16 protein-coding genes are annotated in these 19,637 nt (G+C 64.9%); 6 read left to right on the top strand and 10 right to left on the bottom strand.

Translation table 11 applies throughout. The features are described from left to right. The first annotated feature begins 14 nt into the window (after positions 1–14). Entirely contained in the window at positions 15–521 is a 507-nt protein-coding gene (locus tag ACK4FK_RS00515; RefSeq protein WP_409739621.1) for a thioesterase family protein, read from the top strand. A gap of 96 nt (positions 522–617) precedes the next feature. Here ACK4FK_RS00515 and ACK4FK_RS00520 read toward each other — a convergent pair whose 3' ends face one another. The 5 genes from ACK4FK_RS00520 to ACK4FK_RS00540 are packed head-to-tail and all read right to left on the bottom strand — an operon-like array spanning position 618 to position 6,379. Then, positions 618–914, bottom strand: a complete 297-nt coding sequence (locus tag ACK4FK_RS00520) for a cupin domain-containing protein (protein WP_409739624.1) — start codon at positions 912–914, stop codon at positions 618–620. Between the two features lie 11 nt (positions 915–925). Next, positions 926–1,753 carry an RNA methyltransferase gene (locus tag ACK4FK_RS00525; RefSeq protein WP_409739627.1) on the bottom strand — a complete coding sequence of 276 codons (828 nt, stop codon included), beginning with the start codon at positions 1,751–1,753 and terminating at the stop codon, positions 926–928. A gap of 4 nt (positions 1,754–1,757) precedes the next feature. Next, positions 1,758–3,365, bottom strand: coding sequence for a citramalate synthase (cimA, locus tag ACK4FK_RS00530; RefSeq protein WP_409739629.1), 1,608 nt, complete (start codon positions 3,363–3,365; stop codon positions 1,758–1,760). Positions 3,366–3,383: 18 nt separating this feature from the next. Continuing rightward, positions 3,384–4,709 carry a glutamate--tRNA ligase gene (gene gltX / locus ACK4FK_RS00535; protein WP_409739632.1) on the bottom strand — a complete coding sequence of 442 codons (1,326 nt, stop codon included), beginning with the start codon at positions 4,707–4,709 and terminating at the stop codon, positions 3,384–3,386. Continuing rightward, a complete protein-coding gene (locus ACK4FK_RS00540; RefSeq protein ID WP_409739634.1) occupies positions 4,706–6,379 on the bottom strand; it encodes an NAD+ synthase in 1,674 nt (557 codons plus the stop codon). The genes gltX and ACK4FK_RS00540 overlap by 4 nt, the downstream gene beginning before the upstream one ends. A gap of 159 nt (positions 6,380–6,538) precedes the next feature. Between ACK4FK_RS00540 and ACK4FK_RS00545 the strand changes: the two genes are divergently transcribed. Both ACK4FK_RS00545 and ACK4FK_RS00550 read left to right on the top strand, forming a co-directional pair. Beyond that, on the top strand, positions 6,539–7,522 hold the full coding sequence (locus ACK4FK_RS00545) for an NADP-dependent oxidoreductase (protein WP_409739637.1): 984 nt from the start codon (positions 6,539–6,541) through the stop codon (positions 7,520–7,522). A gap of 52 nt (positions 7,523–7,574) precedes the next feature. Beyond that, the gene (locus ACK4FK_RS00550; RefSeq protein ID WP_409739640.1) at positions 7,575–8,561 is read left to right on the top strand and encodes a Bug family tripartite tricarboxylate transporter substrate binding protein; all 987 of its coding nucleotides are present in this window, start codon (positions 7,575–7,577) and stop codon (positions 8,559–8,561) included. A 61-nt stretch (positions 8,562–8,622) separates the two neighbouring features. Here the strand turns inward: ACK4FK_RS00550 and ACK4FK_RS00555 are convergent, their stop codons facing one another. The 3 genes from ACK4FK_RS00555 to ACK4FK_RS00565 form a co-directional block, all read right to left on the bottom strand. Continuing rightward, on the bottom strand, positions 8,623–9,798 hold the full coding sequence (locus ACK4FK_RS00555) for a nicotinate phosphoribosyltransferase (RefSeq protein WP_409739642.1): 1,176 nt from the start codon (positions 9,796–9,798) through the stop codon (positions 8,623–8,625). Beyond that, on the bottom strand, positions 9,782–11,170 hold the full coding sequence (locus ACK4FK_RS00560; protein ID WP_409739645.1) for a class II 3-deoxy-7-phosphoheptulonate synthase: 1,389 nt from the start codon (positions 11,168–11,170) through the stop codon (positions 9,782–9,784). Before ACK4FK_RS00560 ends, ACK4FK_RS00555 begins: the two co-directional genes overlap by 17 nt. Positions 11,171–11,336: 166 nt before the next feature. Further along, positions 11,337–12,743 carry an FAD-binding oxidoreductase gene (locus tag ACK4FK_RS00565; RefSeq protein WP_409739647.1) on the bottom strand — a complete coding sequence of 469 codons (1,407 nt, stop codon included), beginning with the start codon at positions 12,741–12,743 and terminating at the stop codon, positions 11,337–11,339. Positions 12,744–12,866: 123 nt separating this feature from the next. Here ACK4FK_RS00565 and ACK4FK_RS00570 point away from each other — a divergent pair, with 123 nt between their 5' ends. Both ACK4FK_RS00570 and ACK4FK_RS00575 read left to right on the top strand, forming a co-directional pair. Next, on the top strand, positions 12,867–15,200 hold the full coding sequence (locus ACK4FK_RS00570) for an ATP-dependent helicase (protein ID WP_409739650.1): 2,334 nt from the start codon (positions 12,867–12,869) through the stop codon (positions 15,198–15,200). A 17-nt stretch (positions 15,201–15,217) separates the two neighbouring features. After that, the gene (locus tag ACK4FK_RS00575; protein WP_409739652.1) at positions 15,218–16,114 is read left to right on the top strand and encodes a 50S ribosomal protein L11 methyltransferase; all 897 of its coding nucleotides are present in this window, start codon (positions 15,218–15,220) and stop codon (positions 16,112–16,114) included. 20 nt (positions 16,115–16,134) lie between these two features. On the opposite strand, the gene ACK4FK_RS00580 is transcribed toward ACK4FK_RS00575, so the two are convergent. Further along, positions 16,135–16,635 (bottom strand): DUF1127 domain-containing protein, encoded by a 501-nt coding sequence (locus ACK4FK_RS00580; RefSeq protein WP_409739654.1) that lies wholly within the window; start codon positions 16,633–16,635, stop codon positions 16,135–16,137. Positions 16,636–17,056: 421 nt separating this feature from the next. Beyond that, positions 17,057–17,419, bottom strand: coding sequence for a DUF1127 domain-containing protein (locus tag ACK4FK_RS00585; protein ID WP_409739657.1), 363 nt, complete (start codon positions 17,417–17,419; stop codon positions 17,057–17,059). A 194-nt stretch (positions 17,420–17,613) separates the two neighbouring features. On the opposite strand from ACK4FK_RS00585, the gene ACK4FK_RS00590 reads away from it, so the two are divergent. Further along, complete coding sequence (locus ACK4FK_RS00590; protein WP_409739660.1) at positions 17,614–19,626, top strand: M24 family metallopeptidase; 2,013 nt, start codon at positions 17,614–17,616, stop codon at positions 19,624–19,626. Positions 19,627–19,637: the final 11 nt, after the last annotated feature.

Consider the following 19,637-nt stretch of genomic DNA (forward strand, 5'->3'; position numbering starts at 1 on the left):
ACAAGGGAAAAACCATGAATTCTTCTCAAGCCGTCTTGGATTTCACGCAACCCCTGCAACTGACAGGCATGCGGGTGAAGCCCGAACATATCGATGCCAACGGGCATATGAATGTGGGCTATTACAACGTGATCTTCGACCAGGCGCTGGACGAATTCTTCAAGCCCTTCGATCTCGACTGGAGCTATGTGCAGCGCACGAACCTGTCGACCTTCGTGCTGGAGACCCATGTCTGCTACCTGCAGGAGGTGGTGGAAGGCGACGAGCTGCGCTTCACCTTCCAGCTTCTGGGCCATGACGCCAAGCGGATCCACTATTTCATGGAAATGCACCACGCTTCGAAAGGCTATCTCGCCGCTACCTCGGAACAGGTGCTGGTGCATGTGGACCTGGCCACGCGCCGCTCCTGCCCCTTCCCGCCCGAACACCAGATGTTGTTCACGCGCATGATGGACGGCCATGGCAGGTTGCCGCAGCCGGCCCAGGCCGGGCGGAGCATCGGGCTGGGGAAGAAGGCTTAAGCCTTCTGCACCTCATACTGTCATGCTCGGGCCTGGCCCGAGCATCCACGAGTTCTTTTAATACGTGGATCCCCGGGACAAGCCCGGGGACGGCGGCTACGAATTAGCCGCCGGCTTGATCTCGACTTCGACGAAAGCCATCGGCGCGGCACCCGCGTTGATCACGTCATGCGCCACGCCCTTGGGCCGCGAATAGCTGCCGCCGGCCTTCATCTCGACGAAGCTTTCCGCCCCCTGTGGGTCGACGATCCTGAGCTTCGCGTCGGTGAGATAGGTCACCACATAGGGGTATTCATGCACATGGAAACCCGTGGCGGCGCCGGGGGCGAAATCCCACCGCGTGACGCGCACGCGCTCGTCATCCACCTGCTGGGTCGGTACGGCCTGGGTCATGGCTTCCTCCTTCAGTCGGCTGGCGGTTTCCTGTTCCGCTGCGAATAGGCAGCGCGACGCGGCCGCCCCTGGGCAATCGCCTTCAGCATGCCGCGGAAGGTGTTCACTTCCTGGCTGGCCAGCGGCACGCGCTGCAGCACGCTGCGCAGGTTGCGCAGGATGGTGCCGCGCTTGGCCTCGACATTGTGGAAAAAGCCGGATTGATCGAGTTCAGACGTCAGATGGTCGAACAGGCCCTGCAGTTCATCCTGCGTGGCGAAGCCGCCGCGCACGGTTTCCATGCGGCTGGGCGGCGTGTCGTCATTGGCGGTGAACCATTCGTAACCGAGCAGCAGGACGGCCTGGGCCAGGTTGAGCGAGGAAAAGCCCGGATTGAGCGGCACCGTGATGCCGACATGGGCCAGCGCCACATCCTCGTTATCCAGCCCGGTGCGCTCGCGCCCGAACAGGATGCCGACGCGATATCCATCGGCCTCCTCAGCCCGCATGCGGCGGGCGGCCTCGCGCGGCGTGACAACCTCTTTCATCATGTCGCGATGACGCGCCGTGGTGGCATAGACGCGGTGCAGGTCGGCCACGGCCTCGGCGGTGGTTTTGAACACGCTGACTGCATCCAGCACCGGATCCGCCTTGCTGGCCAGCACATAGGCGGCTGGATTGGGCCAGCCGTCGCGCGGATTGACCAGCCGCAGCTCGGTGATGCCGCAATTGAGCATGGCGCGCGCGGCGGCGCCAATATTCTCGCCAAGCTGCGGCTCGACCAGCACGATCACCGGGCCGCGACGCAGCGGCCCCGGCGGGGCATATTTGCCGAGTTTGGGTCGGTTGGTGCCGCTCATCGGATTACTTCGAGGGCTGGGCGCCGTCGCGCAGCAGCTTCCACTGGATCGAGTCCATCAGCGCCACGAAGGCCGCGTCGATGATGTTGGGCGACACACCCACGGTGAACCAGCGATTGCCCTGCCCGTCGGCGCTTTCGATCATCACGCGCGTGGTGGCCTCGGTGCCGCCGTTCAGGATACGCACCTTGAAATCCACCAGCCGCAGGTCGTCGATATAGGCCTGGTAACGGCCGAGGTCCTTGCGCAGGGCGTGGTCCAGCGCGTTGACCGGGCCGTTGCCTTCGGCCACCGAGAACAGCGTCTCGCCATCGACGTTCAGCTTCACGGTAGCTTCCGATACCGTGACCAGTTCGCCCCTGGCGTTGAAGCGGCGCTCGACCATCACGCGGAAACTGCGGATGCGGAAGAATTCCGGCATCTGGCCGAGCGCGCGGCGGGCCAGAACCTCGAAGCTCGCCTCGGCGCCATCGTAGGAATAGCCTTCCGCCTCGCGCTGCTTCACATCCTCCAGTAGCAGGTTCAGCCGGCTGTCGTTCGGATCGTATTTGATGCCGGCCTCGGTCAGCCGCACCAGCAGGTTGGAGCGGCCGGCCTGATCCGAGATCAGGATCTTGCGGGTATTGCCCACGCTTTCCGGCGGCACATGCTCGTAGGTGCGCGGGTCCTTCATCACCGCCGAGACATGCAGCCCGCCCTTATGGGCAAAGGCCGAGGCACCCACATAGGCGGCATGGCGGTTCGGCGCGCGGTTAAGCAATTCGTCCAGCGTGCGCGAGGTGGCGGTCAGGTGCGTCAGGTCCTGATCGCTCATGCCGATATCGACATGGTCGCGGAACCAGGGCTTGAGCATCAGCGAGGGAATCAGGGCGATCAGGTTGGCATTGCCGCAGCGTTCGCCCAGGCCGTTCAGCGTGCCCTGCACCTGGCGCACGCCGGCCTTCACGGCCATCAGCGAATTGGCCACGGCATTCTCGGTGTCGTTATGGGTGTGGATGCCAAGCCGGTCGCCCGAGCCGAGCTTCGCCACCAGTTCGCCGACGATGCGCTCCACCTCGTCGGGCATGGTGCCGCCGTTGGTGTCGCACAACACGGCCCAGCGCGCGCCGGCCTCCAGCGCCGCCTTCACGCATTGCGTGGCAAAATCGGGATTGGCCTTGTAGCCGTCGAAGAAATGTTCGGCATCGAACATCGCCTCGCCGAAACGCTTATGTGCCGCGGCGATGCTGTCGGCGATCAACTCGACATTCTCGGCCTTGCTGATGCCGAGTGCTACATCGACCTGGAAATCCCAGCTCTTGCCCACCAGGCAGGCGGCATCGGCCTTGGCCTCCAGAATGGCGGCGAGGCCCGGATCGTTGGCGGCCGAGCGGCCCGGCCGCTTGGTCATGCCGAAGGCAACGAATTTCGCGCGCTTCAGCGCCGGCTTCTCGGCGAAGAACTCGCTATCGGTCGGGTTCGCACCGGGCCAGCCGCCTTCGATATAGGCCACGCCCAGCCTGTCGAGCGCGCGCGCAATCAGGCGCTTGTCCTCGACGGAAAAGTCGACGCCCTGGGTCTGCGCCCCGTCGCGCAGGGTGGTATCGAACAGATATACGCGGTCCTTCGCCATGATGCTCACGCCTAACGCCTAAATGCCCTGCAGGCGGGACAACACCCGCTCCCGCCCGATCAGGGGCAGCAAGGGCGCCATTTCGGGCCCCTTGTCGCGTCCGGTCAAGGCCAAACGCAGAGGGTGGAACAAGGCCTTGCCCTTGGCGCCGGTTTTTGCCGACACCGCCTGGCTCCAGGCCTTCCAGGTCATGCTGTCCCAGGGCTCGGGCGGCAGAGTCTCGATGGCGGCCTGTACCAGCGCGGCATCCTCGATGACAGGGCTGATCGTGCCCGACACCACCGGCCACCATTCGGCGGCTTCAGCCAGCCTGCCGATATTGCCGCGGATGGCGAGCCAGAAGGCCTCGGTGGCCCCTGCGGGCAGGCGATCGCGCACGGCTGCAAACGGCGTGACATGCAGGATGCGGGCATTCAGCAGATCCAGTTCATGCGGGTCGAGCCGGGCCGGCGCGCGACTGAAGCGGCCGAGATCAAAACCGGCCACCAGTTCGGCCGGCGTGAAATGCGGCTCGACCGGATCGGCCGATCCCAGCCGCGCCAGCAGCGAGTTCAGCGCCATCGGCTCGTAACCCTGTTCGCGCAGGTCGGCCAGCGAGAGCGAGCCGATGCGCTTCGACAGGCCGGCGCCCTCGGCATCCAGCAGCCAGGAGAAATGCCCGAAGGTCGGCACGGCATAGTCCAGCGCCCGAAACAGCTGGATCTGTGCTGCCGTGTTGGTGACGTGGTCTTCACCCCGGATCACATGACTGATGCCGAACTCCCCGTCATCGACCACGGATGAGAGCGTATACAGTGGATAGCCATCGGAGCGCACCAGCACCGGATCGCTCAAGCTCGCCATGTCGATCTCGGTATGACCGTGGATCAGGTCGTCCCAGGCAACAATCCCGGGCTCGAGCCGGAACCGCCAATGCGGCTTGCGGCCCTCGGACTCCAGCTTCGCGCGGTCGGCATCCGTGAGCTTCAGCGCGGCGCGGTCGTAGACCGGCGGCTTCTTCTGGCTGAGCTGGATCTTGCGGCGCAGTTCCAGTTCCTCGGCCGTCTCGTAGCAGGCATAGAGCCGGCCGGCGGCCTTCAGCTTCTCGGTGGCGGCGCGGTAAAGCGCGAAACGGTCGGACTGCTTTGCGAAACGGTCCCAATCCAGGCCAAGCCAGCGCAGGTCGGCCTCGATACCGGCGGCGAATTCCGCGGTCGAACGGCCCACGTCGGTGTCGTCCAGCCGCAGCAGGAATGTGCCGCCATGCCTGCGGGCATAGAGCCAGTTCAGCAGGGCGGCGCGCGCATTGCCGACATGCAGCCGGCCGGTGGGGCTCGGCGCGAAACGAACGGCAACGGCACTCATTTGGAGATATCCCGGAAGGCGTTGGTGATCGGATAGCGGCGGTCGCGGCCGAAATTGCGCGCAGTGATCTTCACGCCCGGCGGAGCTTGGCGGCGCTTGTATTCCGCCACATAGAGCATGTGCTGGATGCGGCGCACGACATCCTCGGGCTGGCCGGCCGCCACGATGTCGCGCACCGGCATTTCCTTTTCGATCAGCATTTCCAGGATGGCATCAAGCTGCTCGTAGGGCGGCAGGCTGTCCTGATCGAGCTGGTTCTCGCGCAGCTCGGCGGTGGGCGGGCGCACGATGATGCTGTCCGGAATCACCTCGCCGGCGGGCCCTAGGCCACCGGCCGGCACATGGGCATTGCGCCAGCGCGAGAGTGCGAAGACCGTCGTCTTGTAGACATCCTTCAGCACGGAATATCCGCCGCACATGTCGCCATAGAGCGTGGCGTAGCCCACGGACATTTCCGACTTGTTGCCGGTGGTGAGCACCATGTGGCCGAACTTGTTGCTGATCGCCATCACGGTAACGCCGCGCACGCGGGCCTGGATGTTCTCCTCCGTCGCGTCGGCCGCCCGGCCCGCGAAAATCGGCGCCAGCATGCCGGCAAAGGCCTGCACGGCAGGTTCGATCGGGATCGTGTCGTACCTGATTCCCAGCGCCGCAGCGCAGGCAGCGGCATCATCGAGGCTACGCTGCGAGGTGTAGCGCGACGGCATCATCACGCAGCGGACCTTGTCGGCGCCCAGCGCGTCCACCGCCACGGCCGCAGACAGCGCGGAATCGATGCCGCCGGAAAGCCCCAGCACCACGCCGGGAAAACGGTTGCGTGTCACATAGTCGCGCAGGCCCACCACCATGGCCTGATAGATCGCGCTGAGGCGATCCAGCGGTTCGGCCACCGGACCGGGCTCGCAGCGCCAGCCCTCATTGCCGCGCCGCCATTCGGTGATCTGCAGATGCTCGACGAATTCCGGCTGGCGCAGAGCCATGCGCCGGTCGGCATTCAGCACGAAACCGCCACCGTCGAAGACCAGCTCGTCCTGGCCGCCGACATAATTCACATACAGCAGCGGCAAACCGGTTTCGACCACGCGGGCAACGCCGAGATTGAGGCGGGTATCCCACTTGCCGGCCTCAAAGGGCGAGCCATTGGGCACGACCAGCATCTCGGCGCCGGTCTCGGCCAGGCATTCGGCCACATCGGGCAGCCACATGTCCTCGCAGACCATCACGCCGAGCCGCACGCCGCGGAACGGTACCGGGCCGGGCAGCGGGCCGGGGCTGAACACACGCTTTTCGTCAAACACGCCGTAATTGGGAAGTTCATGCTTGAAGCGGATGGCCGCGATGGTGCCGCCATCCAGCAGCAGGGCGGCATTGTGCAGTTTCTCGCCCTCGCGCCAGGGCGCACCCACCAGCATGGCCGGGCCGCCATCGGCCGTCTGGGCCGCCAGGTCGCGCACGGCGGCTTCGCAGGCCTCCTGCACCGAGGGGCGCAGCACCAGGTCTTCCGGCGGATAACCCACCACGCACAATTCGGGGTAGACCACAAGGCTGGCGCCGGCCGCGGCAGCACGGGTGCGGGCAGCCGCGATCAGCCGGCAGTTGCCGGCGATATCGCCCATCACGGGGCTGATCTGGGCCATGGCGATCTTGAGGCGGTCGGGGGCGGCGGGCATTGTCAAAAGCGTTTGAAACCGGAAATGAAAGGCCTGAGTTAACCCTACGGCAGGTTTATCTCATGACCGGCACCAGTTTACAGTGCCCGGCGGCACGTTAGATAGCCCCGCAAACGGGAAAGGGAGGGCCAAATGGCCGGGAAAAATACTCAAGTCCTGATGAAACAGCACCCCCAGGGCTGGGTGACGGAGAACGACTTCGAAATCGTCGAGCGCGACATCCCGAAACCCGGCCCCGACCAGGTGCTGGTGCGCAACATCTACCTTTCGCTTGACCCCTACATGCGCGGCCGCATGGACCCGGTGCGCTCCTATGCGGCGCATCTCAAGCCCGGCGACATGATGGGCGGCGGCACGGTGGGCCAGGTGATCGAGAGCAACGTGGGGGCGCTGCCCGTCGGCACCTACGTGAACGGCATGCTGGGCTGGCAGGCCTATGCCGTGGCCAAGGCCAACGAACTGCGCGTGCTGGATCCCAAGGTGGCGCCGATCTCCACCTCGCTGGGCGTGCTGGGCATGCCGGGCTGCACGGCGCATTACGGCCTGACCCAGATCGGCAAACCCAAGCCAGGCGAAACCGTGGTGGTCTCGGCCGCCTCGGGCGCCGTCGGCTCGGTGGTCGGCCAGATCGCCAAGATCATGGGCTGCCGGGCAGTCGGTATCGCCGGCGGCAAGGAGAAATGCGATTACGTGGTGAACGAACTCGGTTTTGACGCCTGCATCGACTACAAGTCGCCGGACATGCAGGCGGCCTTCAAGGCCGCGACGCCCGACCGCGTCGACGTTTATTTCGAGAATGTCGGCGGCGAGATCATGGAGATGGTGTTCGGCCGCCTGAACAGCTTCTCGCGCGTGGCCATCTGCGGCCTGATCGCCCAGTATAACGGCCAGCCATACCCCTTCACCGGCATGCGCCACGTACTGGTGAACCGGGCCCTGGTGCAGGGCTTCATCATCTCCGAGCATATGGGGCACTGGCCCGGCGCGATCACCGAAATGGCCGGCTGGATCAGGCAGGGCAAGCTGAAATACCGCGAGGACATCGCCGAGGGGCTGCGCAGCGCGCCGTCTGCCTTCATCGGCCTGCTGAAGGGCAAGAATTTCGGCAAGCAACTGGTGCGGATCGCCCCCGAGACGCTGTAATCTCGCGCCTCAAGCGTTCCAACCAGAAACCGTCTCGCGGGAGAAAACTGCCATGCTCCATCGTCGTCATTTCCTTGGCCTGGCCGGCACCACGGCTATGGCCGGCCTGCTGCCCGGCCTGTCCTTCGCCCAGGCCTGGAACCCGGGCAAGCCGGTCATCGTGGTCGTCCCCTACCCGGCTGGCGGCCCGACCGACAGCCTGGCCCGCCTGGTGGCGCAGGAGATCGCCGGCCCGCTGGGCCAGACCGTGGTGGTTGAGAACGTGCCCGGCGGCGCCGGCGCCATCGGCTCGCGCCGCGTGGCCCAGGGCCCGGCGGATGGCAGCGTGCTGATCGCCACCACCAACCAGACGCACGCCACCAACATCTCGCTGCTGCCCGATGGCGGCGGCTATCACCCGGTGAAGGATTTCGCCCCCATCGCGCTGCTGGCCGACCTGCAGCATATTCTGGTGGTGAAGAACGACCTGCCGGTGCAGTCGGTGGCCGACCTGCTGGCGCTGGCGAAAAAACAGCCGGGCAAGATCAATTGCGGTTCGACCGGCCAGGGTTCGGCCTCGCACCTGACGCTGGAACTGTTCAAGGCCAAGGCCGGTGTTGACCTCACCCATGTGCCCTACAAGGGTTCGGCACCGCTGCTGAACGACCTGCTGGGCGGCCATGTGGATTGCAGCTTCGCCACCACGCCCACCGTGCTGGCGCAGATCCAGGCCGGCAAGCTGCGCGCCATCGCCGTGGCCTCGCCGAACCGCGCGCCGCACCTGCCCAACCTGCCCACCGTGGCCGAGGCCGGCGTGAAGGGCGTGGAGGCCGATGCCTGGCTGGGCATGTTCGCCCCGGCCGCCGTGCCGGATGCTGCCCTGGCGCGTTACCGCGCGCTGGTGCTGGACGTGATGAAGAAGGACGCCGTGCGCGAAACCTTCTTCAAGCAGGGCATGACGGTGAACGTGCGCGACGCCAAGGCCTTTGCCGCCTTCCTGCAGGATGACATCAAGCGCTGGGCCGAGGTGATCAAGACCGCCAACGTGAAGGCGGAATAACGCGGCTTCTGAAACAAAAAAAGCCGGGCAATGCCCGGCTTTTTCATTGCCTGTGCCATGCCTATTTGCGCAGCAGGAATTCGCGGCCGACCTTGACGCTCGGCTTGCCGTCATAGGCGACGATATCGGCAGTCGCGTATGTTTCCGTCCAGCTATCGGGCAGGTAGGAGCCGGTACCGACAATGTCGATCGGGGCGGCGACGCTGGCCATCACCTTGCACTTGGCGGCGTTGAACCCCGAAGAGGCTACGATCTTCACATTCATGAAGCCGGCGCGATCGAGGGCGGCACGCATGTGATAGATGGCGGCGGCCGATACGCCGGTGCCGACCAGCCAGCGCAATTCCTGCTCGGTGCGATATTGCCGGATCGCGTTGGGCACGTGGCGTTCCAGCACGGCATACGAGGCCTGCGGATCCAGCCCCTCGATATAGCGGCCGCCATGGGTGTCGAGCCGCACCGCCAGCCGGCCCTCGTTGGCGGCATCGGGGAAGCGGTTGCACACCGCCAGCGCATCGGTCACTTCCTGGCCGTAATAATCCACCAGCACGGTAAGCTGTTCGCCGGTGAAGGTCTCGGCATAGAGTTCGGCGGCGCGCAAGGTCGAACCGGCATAGCCGATCAGGGCATGCGGCATGGTGCCGAAACCCTTGTCGTTGCCGAAGTAATGCGCGGTGGCGTCGGTGGCGTTGCCGATGAAGCCGGCCGCCCCCACATCGCGCCGCGCCGCCCGGCCGCCCACGCTGGCGGCATAGGCCATCAGTTCGGCCATCTCGGCGCCGGCGCAATGGCGTGCATCCATCGCCAGGAACCGCGCATTCGGCATGTCGCAGCACATCGAATAGGCATTGTAGGCGGCGACGCAGGCCGGGCCCAGCTTCTGCAGATAGATCGTCTCAAGGTCGACGATCTGCGACATCGGGCCGGTGATATAGAGCAGCGGCTCGCCGGCACCGACCCAGGTGCCTTCCTCGTGCAGCAGATCGATCCTGATGCTGACGCCACGCCCGGCAGCCACCTTCTCGATCCACTCCACCATCAGGCGCGGACAGAAGATCACCGGACGGCGCATGAAAACGGCATAGGTGACCGTCTTGTCGCCGTGGCGCTGGACGATTTCCTTGGTCTTCTTGAAATAGGCGTCGGTATGCGCCGCGATCTGCCGCTCCAGCTCGGCCGCCTGGGCAGGCGGCACGAGCGGCGTTACGGACTTGCCATTCTCAGGCTTGGGCTGCATGGCGCTGGCTGCCACGGTTCATGCGTTCGAGCTTGAGCATCTCGGCGATCAGGAAAGCCAACTCCAGAGACTGCGAGGCATTGAGCCGCGGATCGCAATGGGTGTGATAGCGGCTGGACAGGTCGTCGTCGCCAATGGCCTGGGCGCCGCCCATGCATTCGGTGACGTCCTGGCCGGTCAGTTCAAGATGGATGCCGCCGGCATGGGTGCCCTCGGCCAGATGCACTTCGAAGAACTGCCGCACTTCCGACAGGATACGGTCGAACGGACGAGTCTTGTAACCTGATGCCGAGGTGAGCGTGTTGCCATGCATCGGATCGCAGGACCAGATCACGCTGCGGCCTTCCTGCGTCACCTTGCGCACAAGCTGCGGCAGGTGTTTCTGCACCTTGTCGTGTCCCATGCGGGCGATCAGCGTCAGGCGGCCGGGCTTGTTCTGCGGATTGAGAATGTCGATCAGGCGGATCAACTCGTCCGGATCGGTGGTGGGACCGCATTTCAGACCCAGCGGGTTCAGCACGCCGCGCAGGAATTCGACATGCGCGCCGTCGGGCTGGCGTGTACGGTCGCCGATCCACAGCATATGCGCCGAGGTGTCGACCCACTCGCCCGAGGTGGAATCCACGCGGGTCATCGCCTGCTCGTAACCAAGCAGCAGGGCCTCGTGGCTGGTATAGAAATCCACCGTGCGCATTTCCGGCGTGCGTTCCGGGCTGATGCCACAGGCTTCCATGAAATCCAGCGCCTCGGTGATACGCGCCGCCACGTCCTGCCAGCGCTCAGCTTCCGGGCTTTTCGCCACGAAGCCGAGATTCCAGCCATGCACACGATGCAGATCGGCATAACCACCCGAAGCAAAGGCGCGCAGCAGATTCAGCGTTGCCGCCGCCTGACTGTAGGCCTGCAGCAGACGACCCGGATCGGGCTGGCGCCCGGCAGCATCGAAGTCCATGCCATTGATGATATCGCCGCGATAGCTGGGCAGTTCCACATCGCCGCGCTTCTCGGTCGGTGCCGAACGCGGCTTGGCGAACTGGCCGGCAAGCCGCCCGACCTTCACGACTGGCAGGGCGGCGCCGAAGGTGAGCACCACGGCCATCTGCAGCAGCACGCGGAAGGTGTCGCGGATATTGTTGGCGCTGAACTCGGCAAAGCTTTCGGCGCAGTCGCCACCCTGCAACAGGAAGGCGCGGCCCTCGGCCACCTTGGCCAGGCTGGCGGTCAGATTGCGCGCCTCACCGGCAAAGACCAGCGGCGGATATTTCGACAGCTTCTCCTCGGCCGCCGCCAGGGCAGCCGCATCGGGATAATCCGGCACCTGCTTGATCGGCTTGCCGCGCCAGCTATCGGGGGACCATTTCCGCGCACTCATTGTCGTGTCCTAACTGCTTGTAGACTTACGGGTTTTCAGCATTCCAGCATAGGTCGGCGGGGGCGGGTTTTCCAGCGGCACCAAAGGCGTAGGCCGAAAGGGGCATGGATCGCACCCGGCAATAGCCGGAAAAGCCAAGCTGGCCAGTATTTTGCCCGGATTTGCTTCAGATGCTAAATATCTTCCCGGGGTTCATCAGGTTGTCGGGATCGAGCGCCTTCTTGATGGCGCGCATCACGGCCACCGCCTCGCCATGTTCGGCGGTGAGATATTTCATCTTGCCGCGGCCGATACCATGTTCGCCGGTGCAGGTGCCATCCATGCGCAGGGCGCGATGCACTAGGCGTTCGTTGAAGGCCTCGATGGTCTCGATCTCGGCCGGATTGTTGCGGTCGAGCACAATGGCGAGATGGAAGTTGCCGTCGCCGACATGGCCAACCAGGGGCGCCGTCAGGCCGGTCTTCACCACATCTTCCTTGGTTTCGAGAATGCATTCGGCCAGACGCGAGATCGGCACGCAGACATCGGTGGCCCAGACCTCGCAACCCTTGCGCAGGGCCTTGGAGGCATAGGCCGCGTCATGACGGGCCTGCCACAGCCTGGCGCGTTCCTCAGGCTTGGTGGTCCACTGGAAATTGTTGCCGCCATGGTCGGAGGCGATGGACTGCACCATCTCGGCCTGCTCGGCGACGGCAGCCTCGGTGCCGTGGAACTCCAGCATCAGCAGGTTCTGCACCGGCATGTCGAGCTTGGAATATCGGTTGATGGCATCGACCTGCACGTCGTCGAGCAGTTCGATCCGCGCCACTGGAATGCCGGCCTGGATGGTCTGGATCACGGTGTTCACCGCACCTTCCAGCGTGGCGAACGAGCAGATCGCCGACGACATCGCCTCGGGGATGCCATACAGCTTCAGCGTGATCTCGGTAATGATGCCCAAAGTGCCCTCCGAGCCGGTGAACAGCCGGGTGAGATCATAGCCGGCGGCCGACTTCTTGGCCCGCTTGGAGGTGCGGATGATGCGGCCATCGGCCATCACCACGGTCAGCGCCAGCACATTCTCGCGCATGGTGCCGTAGCGCACAGCGTTGGTGCCGCTGGCGCGCGTGGAAACCATGCCACCGATCGAGGCATTGGCGCCGGGATCGATCGGAAAGAACAGGCCGGTATCGCGCAGGTATTCGTTGAGCTGTTTGCGGGTGACACCGGGCTGACAGACTACATCGAGGTCTTCGGCATTCACCTGCAGCACCTTGTTCATCTGCATCAGGTCGATGCTGATGCCGCCCTGCAGGGCGGTGACATGGCCCTCCAGCGAGGTGCCGGCGCCATAGGGAATGATCGGCAGGCCATGGGCGGCGCAGATCTTCACGATTTCCGAGACTTCCTCGGTGGAATGCGGGAAGGCCACGGCGTCGGGCGGGAATGGCGGGTTCCAGGATTCGTCGCGGCCATGCTGGTCGCGCACCGCCTGGGCCGTGGTGAGCCGGTCGCCGAGCAACTGCTTGAGCGCGGCAAGCGCCATTTCGGTGGCGGCGGGGGTCAGTCGGGGCTGGGCGGCGACGGGTGCCATGGGCGTTTTCTCCTTGGAATGCCAATAGAGGTAACGCGTTGGCGCCAGCGGGGCAATCGGCAGGCGCCGCCTGGCATCGTTGTGCGGGTGGCCAGCCCTGCCCCATTGGGCTATGTAGACCCCATGTCCGCCGACCCCTTCGACCTGTCCGGATTCGAGCCGGAAAATAGTCCTCCCGCAGACCCGGCGATGGCAGCAAACCTGCCGCCGCCGGACTGGCTGACGCGGCTGAACGAGGCGCAGAGCGCGGCGGTGAACCAGCTCGACGGCCCGCTACTGGTGCTGGCCGGCGCCGGCACCGGCAAGACCCGCGTGCTGGTGTCGCGGCTGGCGCATATTCTCTACCGGCGGCTGGCCTGGCCGAGCCAGATCCTGGCCGTCACCTTCACCAACAAGGCCGCGCGCGAGATGCGCGAGCGCGTGGAGAAGCTGGTCGGCAACGCCGTCGACGGCCTGTGGCTAGGCACCTTTCACGGCATCGCCAACCGCATCCTGCGCCGCCATGCCGAACTGGTCGGCCTGAAACCGAATTTCACCATCCTGGACGACGACGACCAGTTGCGCCTGATCAAGCAGCTGATCGAGGCCGAGGGCCTGGATGAGAAGCAGGTGCCGCCCCGCCTGTTGAAAGCGCAGTTCGACCGCTGGAAAGACCGCGGCCTCGGACCGAAGAAGGTCCCCGACAGCGAAAGTGGCTTCGCCGAGGGCAAGGGCGCCGGCCTGTATCGCCAGTATTGCGAGCGCCTGCTGCAACTCAATGCCTGCGATTTCGGCGACCTGCTGCTGCATAACCTGACTCTGTTCCGCGAGCATGCGCAGGTGCTGCAGAAATACCAGCACCAGTTCCGCTATATCCTGGTGGACGAATACCAGGACACCAATGTGGCGCAGTATCTGTGGCTGCGCCTGTTGGCGCAGACGCATCGCAACATCTGCTGCGTGGGCGACGACGACCAGTCTATCTATGGCTGGCGCGGCGCCGAGGTGGGCAACATCCTGCGCTTCGAGCAGGACTTCCCCGGCGCCAGGATTGTGCGGCTGGAACGCAACTACCGCTCCACGCCGCATATCCTGGGCGCGGCATCCGGCCTGATCGCCCATAACGAAAGCCGGCTGGGCAAGACGCTGTGGACCGACCTGAACGAGGGCGAGAAAGTCATCGTGCAGGGCGTGTGGGACGGCGACGAGGAAGCCCGGCTGGTGGGCGAGGAAATCGAAGCGCTGGAGCGCGAGAAGATTTCACCCAACGAGATCGCCATCCTGGTGCGCGCCGGCCACCAGACCCGGGCCTTCGAGGAACGCTTCCTCACCATCGGCGTGAAGTACCGCGTGGTGGGCGGCCTGCGCTTTTACGAGCGCCGCGAAATCCGCGATGCCATCGCCTATTTCCGCGTGCTGATGCAGCCCGACGACGACTTGGCCTTCGAGCGTATCGTCAATGTGCCCAAGCGCGGCTTGGGCGAAAGCACGCTGCAGATGCTGCACAAGGCGGCGCGGGCCGCCGGCAAATCGCTGACGGCCGCACTGCATGAGCTGCTGCAGACCGACGAGATCAAACCCAAGCAGCGCAACACGCTGAAGAAACTGATGGGCGATTTCGAACGCTGGCGTGGCCAGGCTGCCGAACTGCCGCATATGGAGGTGGCCGAGATCATCCTGGAGGAATCCGGCTACATGCAGATGTGGCAGGACGACAAGTCGCCAGAAGCGCCGGGGCGGCTGGAAAACCTGAAGGAACTGATCGGTGCCCTCAGTGAGTTCGAGAATTTCGCCGGGTTCCTGGATCACGTCGCGCTGGTGATGGATACCGAGAATACCGAAGACGCCGAGATGGTCAGCCTGATGACCCTGCATGCCGCGAAGGGGCTGGAATTCGATTACGTCTTCCTGCCTGGCTGGGAAGAGGAGCTGTTCCCCAGCCGTCGTTCGCTGGAAAGCAACGGCACGGCGGGCCTGGAGGAAGAACGCCGGCTGGCCTATGTGGGCCTGACCCGGGCGCGCAAGCGCGCGCATGTCACCTTTGCCGCCAACCGCCGCATCTATAACCAGTGGACATCAGCGATCCCCTCGCGGTTTCTCGACGAGTTGCCGGCCGAGCATGTGGAGGTGCGGGCGCAGCCGGGCCTGTATCGCGGCAACCAGCGCACCGGCTATATCGGCGGCGGCTTCAGCGAGAGCGCGGCCGGCAACAGTGGATACCAGGGCACGAGCTGGGATTTTTCGCCGCAATACCCGCGCAGCAAAAGCGGCCTGATCGAGGGCCGCGCCCGCCGTGTCGAGGATGACGATATCGTGCAGCGCAGCCCCGACGATGCCGCGTTCAATCTCGGCGACCGCGTGTTCCATCTGAAATTCGGCTACGGCAAAATCCGCGCCATCGAGGGCAACAAGCTGCTGATCGGTTTCGAGAAGGCCGGCGAGAAACGCGTGATCGCCTCCTTTGTCGAGAAAGCCTGAGGCGAGAAAGCCTGAACATGCCGCTCTCCCCTGAATTCTGGTCGGTCGAACTGGATGTGCCGGTCGACCTGGTGGCCGCCGCCGAGGAGATGCTGGGCGACGAGGCTCTGGCGGTCACGTCCTATGAAGTGCTGAAGCCCGGCGTGGCGGTCAGCCCCGACTGGCGCGTGCAGGTGCTGTTCGATGCGCCGCCGGACCAGAAACTGTGGCGCAAACGGCTGGGTGAAATCGCCGCAGCGCTGGGCATTCCCGCCGCCATCCGTTTCGCGCACCTGCCCGCACAGGACTGGGTGCGCCACACCAACAAACTGAATGCGCCGATCCGCGCCGGGCGGTTTTTCCTCCATGGCGCCCATGACGCCGATGCGGTGCCGCCGGGCAGTCTAAGCCTGCTGCTGGATGCCGGGCTGGCCTTCGGCACCGGGCGCGCTCCCTCCACCTATGGCTGCCTGCAGGCCATCGACGACCTGTGCCGCGTCCATGCGCCGCGACGCATGCTCGACATGGGCACCGGGTCGGGCGTGCTGGCGATGGCGGCGGCGAAAGCCGGCACGCAGCGGGTGCTGGCCGCCGATATCGATCCGGTGGCCGTTGCCGTGACGCGCGATAATATCCGCCTGAACGGCCTGACCAGCCGAATCACGGCGTTGACCGCAAGCCGGCCGGATGATCCGCGCTTGAAGGCCGAAGGCCCCTATGACCTGGTAGTGGCGAATATCTTGGCCGAGCCGCTCTGCCGCATGGCAACGGGCCTGAGCCACCTGGTGGCGCAGGGAGGGCATCTCGTGCTGTCCGGCCTGCTGGCGCGCGAGGAGCGGCTGATCGTCGCCCGCTATCGCGCGACCGGCTTGAGCCTTGCGCGGCGCATCCCGCGCGAAGGCTGGCATACTCTGGTCTTCGAACGCCGCGCGTAAGGCAGCGTTCAGGCATCGCCTCAGGCGGCGACGACTTCCTTCTGCTTCAGCACCTGGACCTTGGCTTCGCCGGCATTCTCGTTGGACGGCTGGCCAGGGCGATAGATGTCGCCGGCCACCGCCGCCGGAATGTCCGAGCGGCTGAGCCCCATGTCATGCAGGGTACGGTCGTCCAGGTTCCGCAGTTCGGCCTCGGCCGCCGCGCGCTGGATCGAAGCCACGACCCAGGCCGAAGCGGTGGCGATCAGGTTGCCGAGCGACTGGCCGAACAGGGCGATACGGACATCCTTGCGCGGCACGCCCATGGCAATCAGGTCGTCGGCGCTGAAATCCACCGCCTCGCTCGGCGCCGGCTTGGCACCGAACAGGCCGTTCCAGGCACGGGTCAGATAGGACGCGATCAGACGGGCACGGGCACGGCGGGCTTCACGCTCCAACTGCACGTAATCGGTCAGGCCCAGATAGTGATAGGCCGAGCTGTCGAGGGTGGAGGGCATCTTGTTCAAGCGCGGGGTCTGCATGGCTATCTCCTTCACGTTGGATAAGCCGCCCCGGGTGTTCCTCAGCGAGCCCGCGTAACTTATGAAACTACGTCAGTATCGCTGCCGTAAATATTGCAGCGCACCATTGATTTTGCAAGAGCGAAAAGATGAAATTTTTTAGTAATTTCAAAGATGTACAAAAAATAACCGGCTGCCTAATTTTTCCGCCTGCTGATTAATCAGCGTATCAGGAAGGCCTTGCGCCGCCTGAAAAGCAGCCATGCAGCCTTGGCATGCCGGCATGGGCAGGGCCGATGCATAAAAAAACGCGCGGCCGAGGGAAAAACCCTGGACCGCGCGTTCTTGTCGGTGACCGGTGCGCCGCCTCCGCTCAGGGGGAGGAGACTTTGGAGGCTGGCGCGATACTCGCCCGGTACCGGCGGGGGGAACTTGTGCCGTCTCAGGCCGCTTCGCGCGGCACCAGACGGGTCACCTTGGCGGTGGCGACATTCTCGTTCACATGGGCGACCGGGGCCGGACGCTCGATCAGGCCAGCCACGGCGGCCGGGATCTGCGAGCGGCTGAGGCCGATATCGCGCAGCATGATGTCGTCGAGATTGTTCAGCTCTTCCATCGCGCGCTGCTGGGCGAGGTAGCTTTTCACGCGGGCGACCGCGCCCTTCAGGGCGGTCCAGGTGCCAACGATCAGGTTGGCAATGGCTTCGGCGCGGATACGACGCGCGTAGGCCTCGATCTCGGCGGCGCTCATCGGCGCCAGGTTGGCCGGCAGGGCAAAAGCGGTCTGGTTGCGCAGGGTGTTCATGGTAGTCTCCGTTCTGTGGTCCGGGCTCTTCTATGCATCGCGTCCACGAGGGGAATATTGCACCGCACATATGAAAAAACAATGACTTATCCATGATTGTTTGCCTACGCAGCATTGCAGAAACTGCATACCTCTGTCTGGACGAAGTCTATTCTCCACCCCATAATTCCGAAGATTCAGCAACGGGTTAATCCATGACTCTGCACCAGCCGACCGCCCTGCCTGCCCTGCCCGACTCGCTGCCCGCATCGCTCGCGGCATGGCTGAAAGGCGTGGCGGCCGCGCCGGCGGTGTTCGGCGCATTCCCTGGCCTTGCCCTTCTGCCCGAGGCCGCGAAAGGCGATTTCGGCAATGCCGAACTTGAACGCATGGTGGCCGGTCAGGCCGCGCGGTATGCAGCCGCCATCGAGGATCGCGGCGCCATCGCCACGCGCCTGGCGGACCTGCGCGCCGAGCTGGCCCGACGGGGCCTGGCCGGCGTAATCGTGCCGCTGACCGACGAATACCAGAGCGAATATGTGCCCCTGCGCGCCCAGCGCCTGAGCTGGCTCACCGGCTTCACCGGATCGGCGGGACTTGCCATCGTGCTGCAGGACAAGGCGGCGATCTGGAGCGACGGCCGTTACACGCTGCAACTCGCCCAGCAGGTGGACGGCACCCTGTTCGAATGCCTGCACAGCATCGACAATCCGCCCGCGGAATGGGTGAAGGCCAACCTGAAGGCCGGCGAGACCCTCGCTTATGATCCCTGGCTGCATGTTGAAGACGGCGTGAAGCGTTTCGCCGCCGCCTGCGAGGCAGCGGGGGCAACACTGGCCGCGGCCGACAGCAATCCCATCGACGCGGTCTGGACCGACCAGCCGCCGCCACCGCTGGGCCCGGTGATGATACAGCCGACCGAACTGGCCGGGCACAGCGCGATTGAGAAGCGTGCCGAGATCGCCGCCGCCATCAAGGCGCGCGGCGCCGATGCCGTGATCCTGACCCTGCCGGAGTCGATCGCATGGCTGCTGAATATCCGTGGCAGCGACGTGCCGCATACGCCGCTGCCGCTCTCGATGGCCATCATGGACTCCGCCGGCTTGGTCGACCTCTATATCGACGACCGCAAGCTGGACGATGCCGCGCGCCGGCATTTAGGCGAGGTTCGCCTGCATGCCCCGGACGATTTCCCCGCCGCCCTCGCCGCCCTTGGCCGGGCGAAGAAGGCCGTGCAGGTCGATCCGGCCACCAGCGGCATCTTCGTGCTGCAGACACTGGAACAGGCCGGGGCGAAGCTGATCCGGGCCGAAGATCCCTGCCTGCTGCCGAAAGCCTGCAAGACGGCTGCTGAACTGGACGGCACCCGCACCGCCCATCGTCGCGACGGTGCAGCCGTCACGCGTTTCCTGGCCTGGCTGGACCGGCAGGTGATGAACGGCACCATGGTTGACGAGATCGGCGCGGCGGACAAACTGCAGAGTTTCCGCCGGCTGGATAACGGCCTGCGCGACCTGTCGTTCAGCACCATCTCGGGTGCCGGGCCCAATGGCGCCATCGTGCATTACCGGGTCACCAGGGCCACCAACCGCAATCTCGAGCCGGGCAGCCTCTATCTGGTCGATTCCGGCGGCCAGTATCCCGATGGCACCACCGATATTACCCGCACGGTTGCCATCGGCACGCCGACGGAAGAGATGCGCGACCGCTTCACCCGCGTGCTGAAAGGCCATATCGCCATTGCCACGGCGAAATTCCCCGAAGGTACCGCCGGCCAGCAGCTCGACACGCTGGCGCGCAGGCCGTTATGGGAGATCGGGCTGGATTACGATCATGGCACCGGCCATGGCGTCGGCAGCTTCCTGTCGGTGCATGAGGGTCCGCAGCGCATCGCCAAGGCCGGTAGCGCGGTGCCGCTGAAGCCCGGCATGATCGTTTCGAACGAACCGGGCTATTACAAGACCGGCGGCTATGGCATCCGCATCGAGAATCTGGTCACCGTGCGTGTAGAGACCGAGAAAGCGGAGAATGGCAAACGCTGGCTCGGCTTCGAGACATTGACCCGCGCACCCATCGACCGCCGCCTGATCGATCTTGGTCTGCTGACCGCCGCCGAAGTGGCCTGGGTCGATGCCTATCACGCATTGGTATGGCACGACATCGCGCCCCTGGTGGACGACGAGACGCGCGCCTGGCTGAAACAGGCCTCTGCCCCGTTGGGGGCATAAGGCCGATTTGA

Origin of the sequence: Ferrovibrio sp. (genome assembly GCF_046297895.1) — a bacterium.
In the GTDB taxonomy this organism is placed as follows: Bacteria; Pseudomonadota; Alphaproteobacteria; order Ferrovibrionales; family Ferrovibrionaceae; genus Ferrovibrio.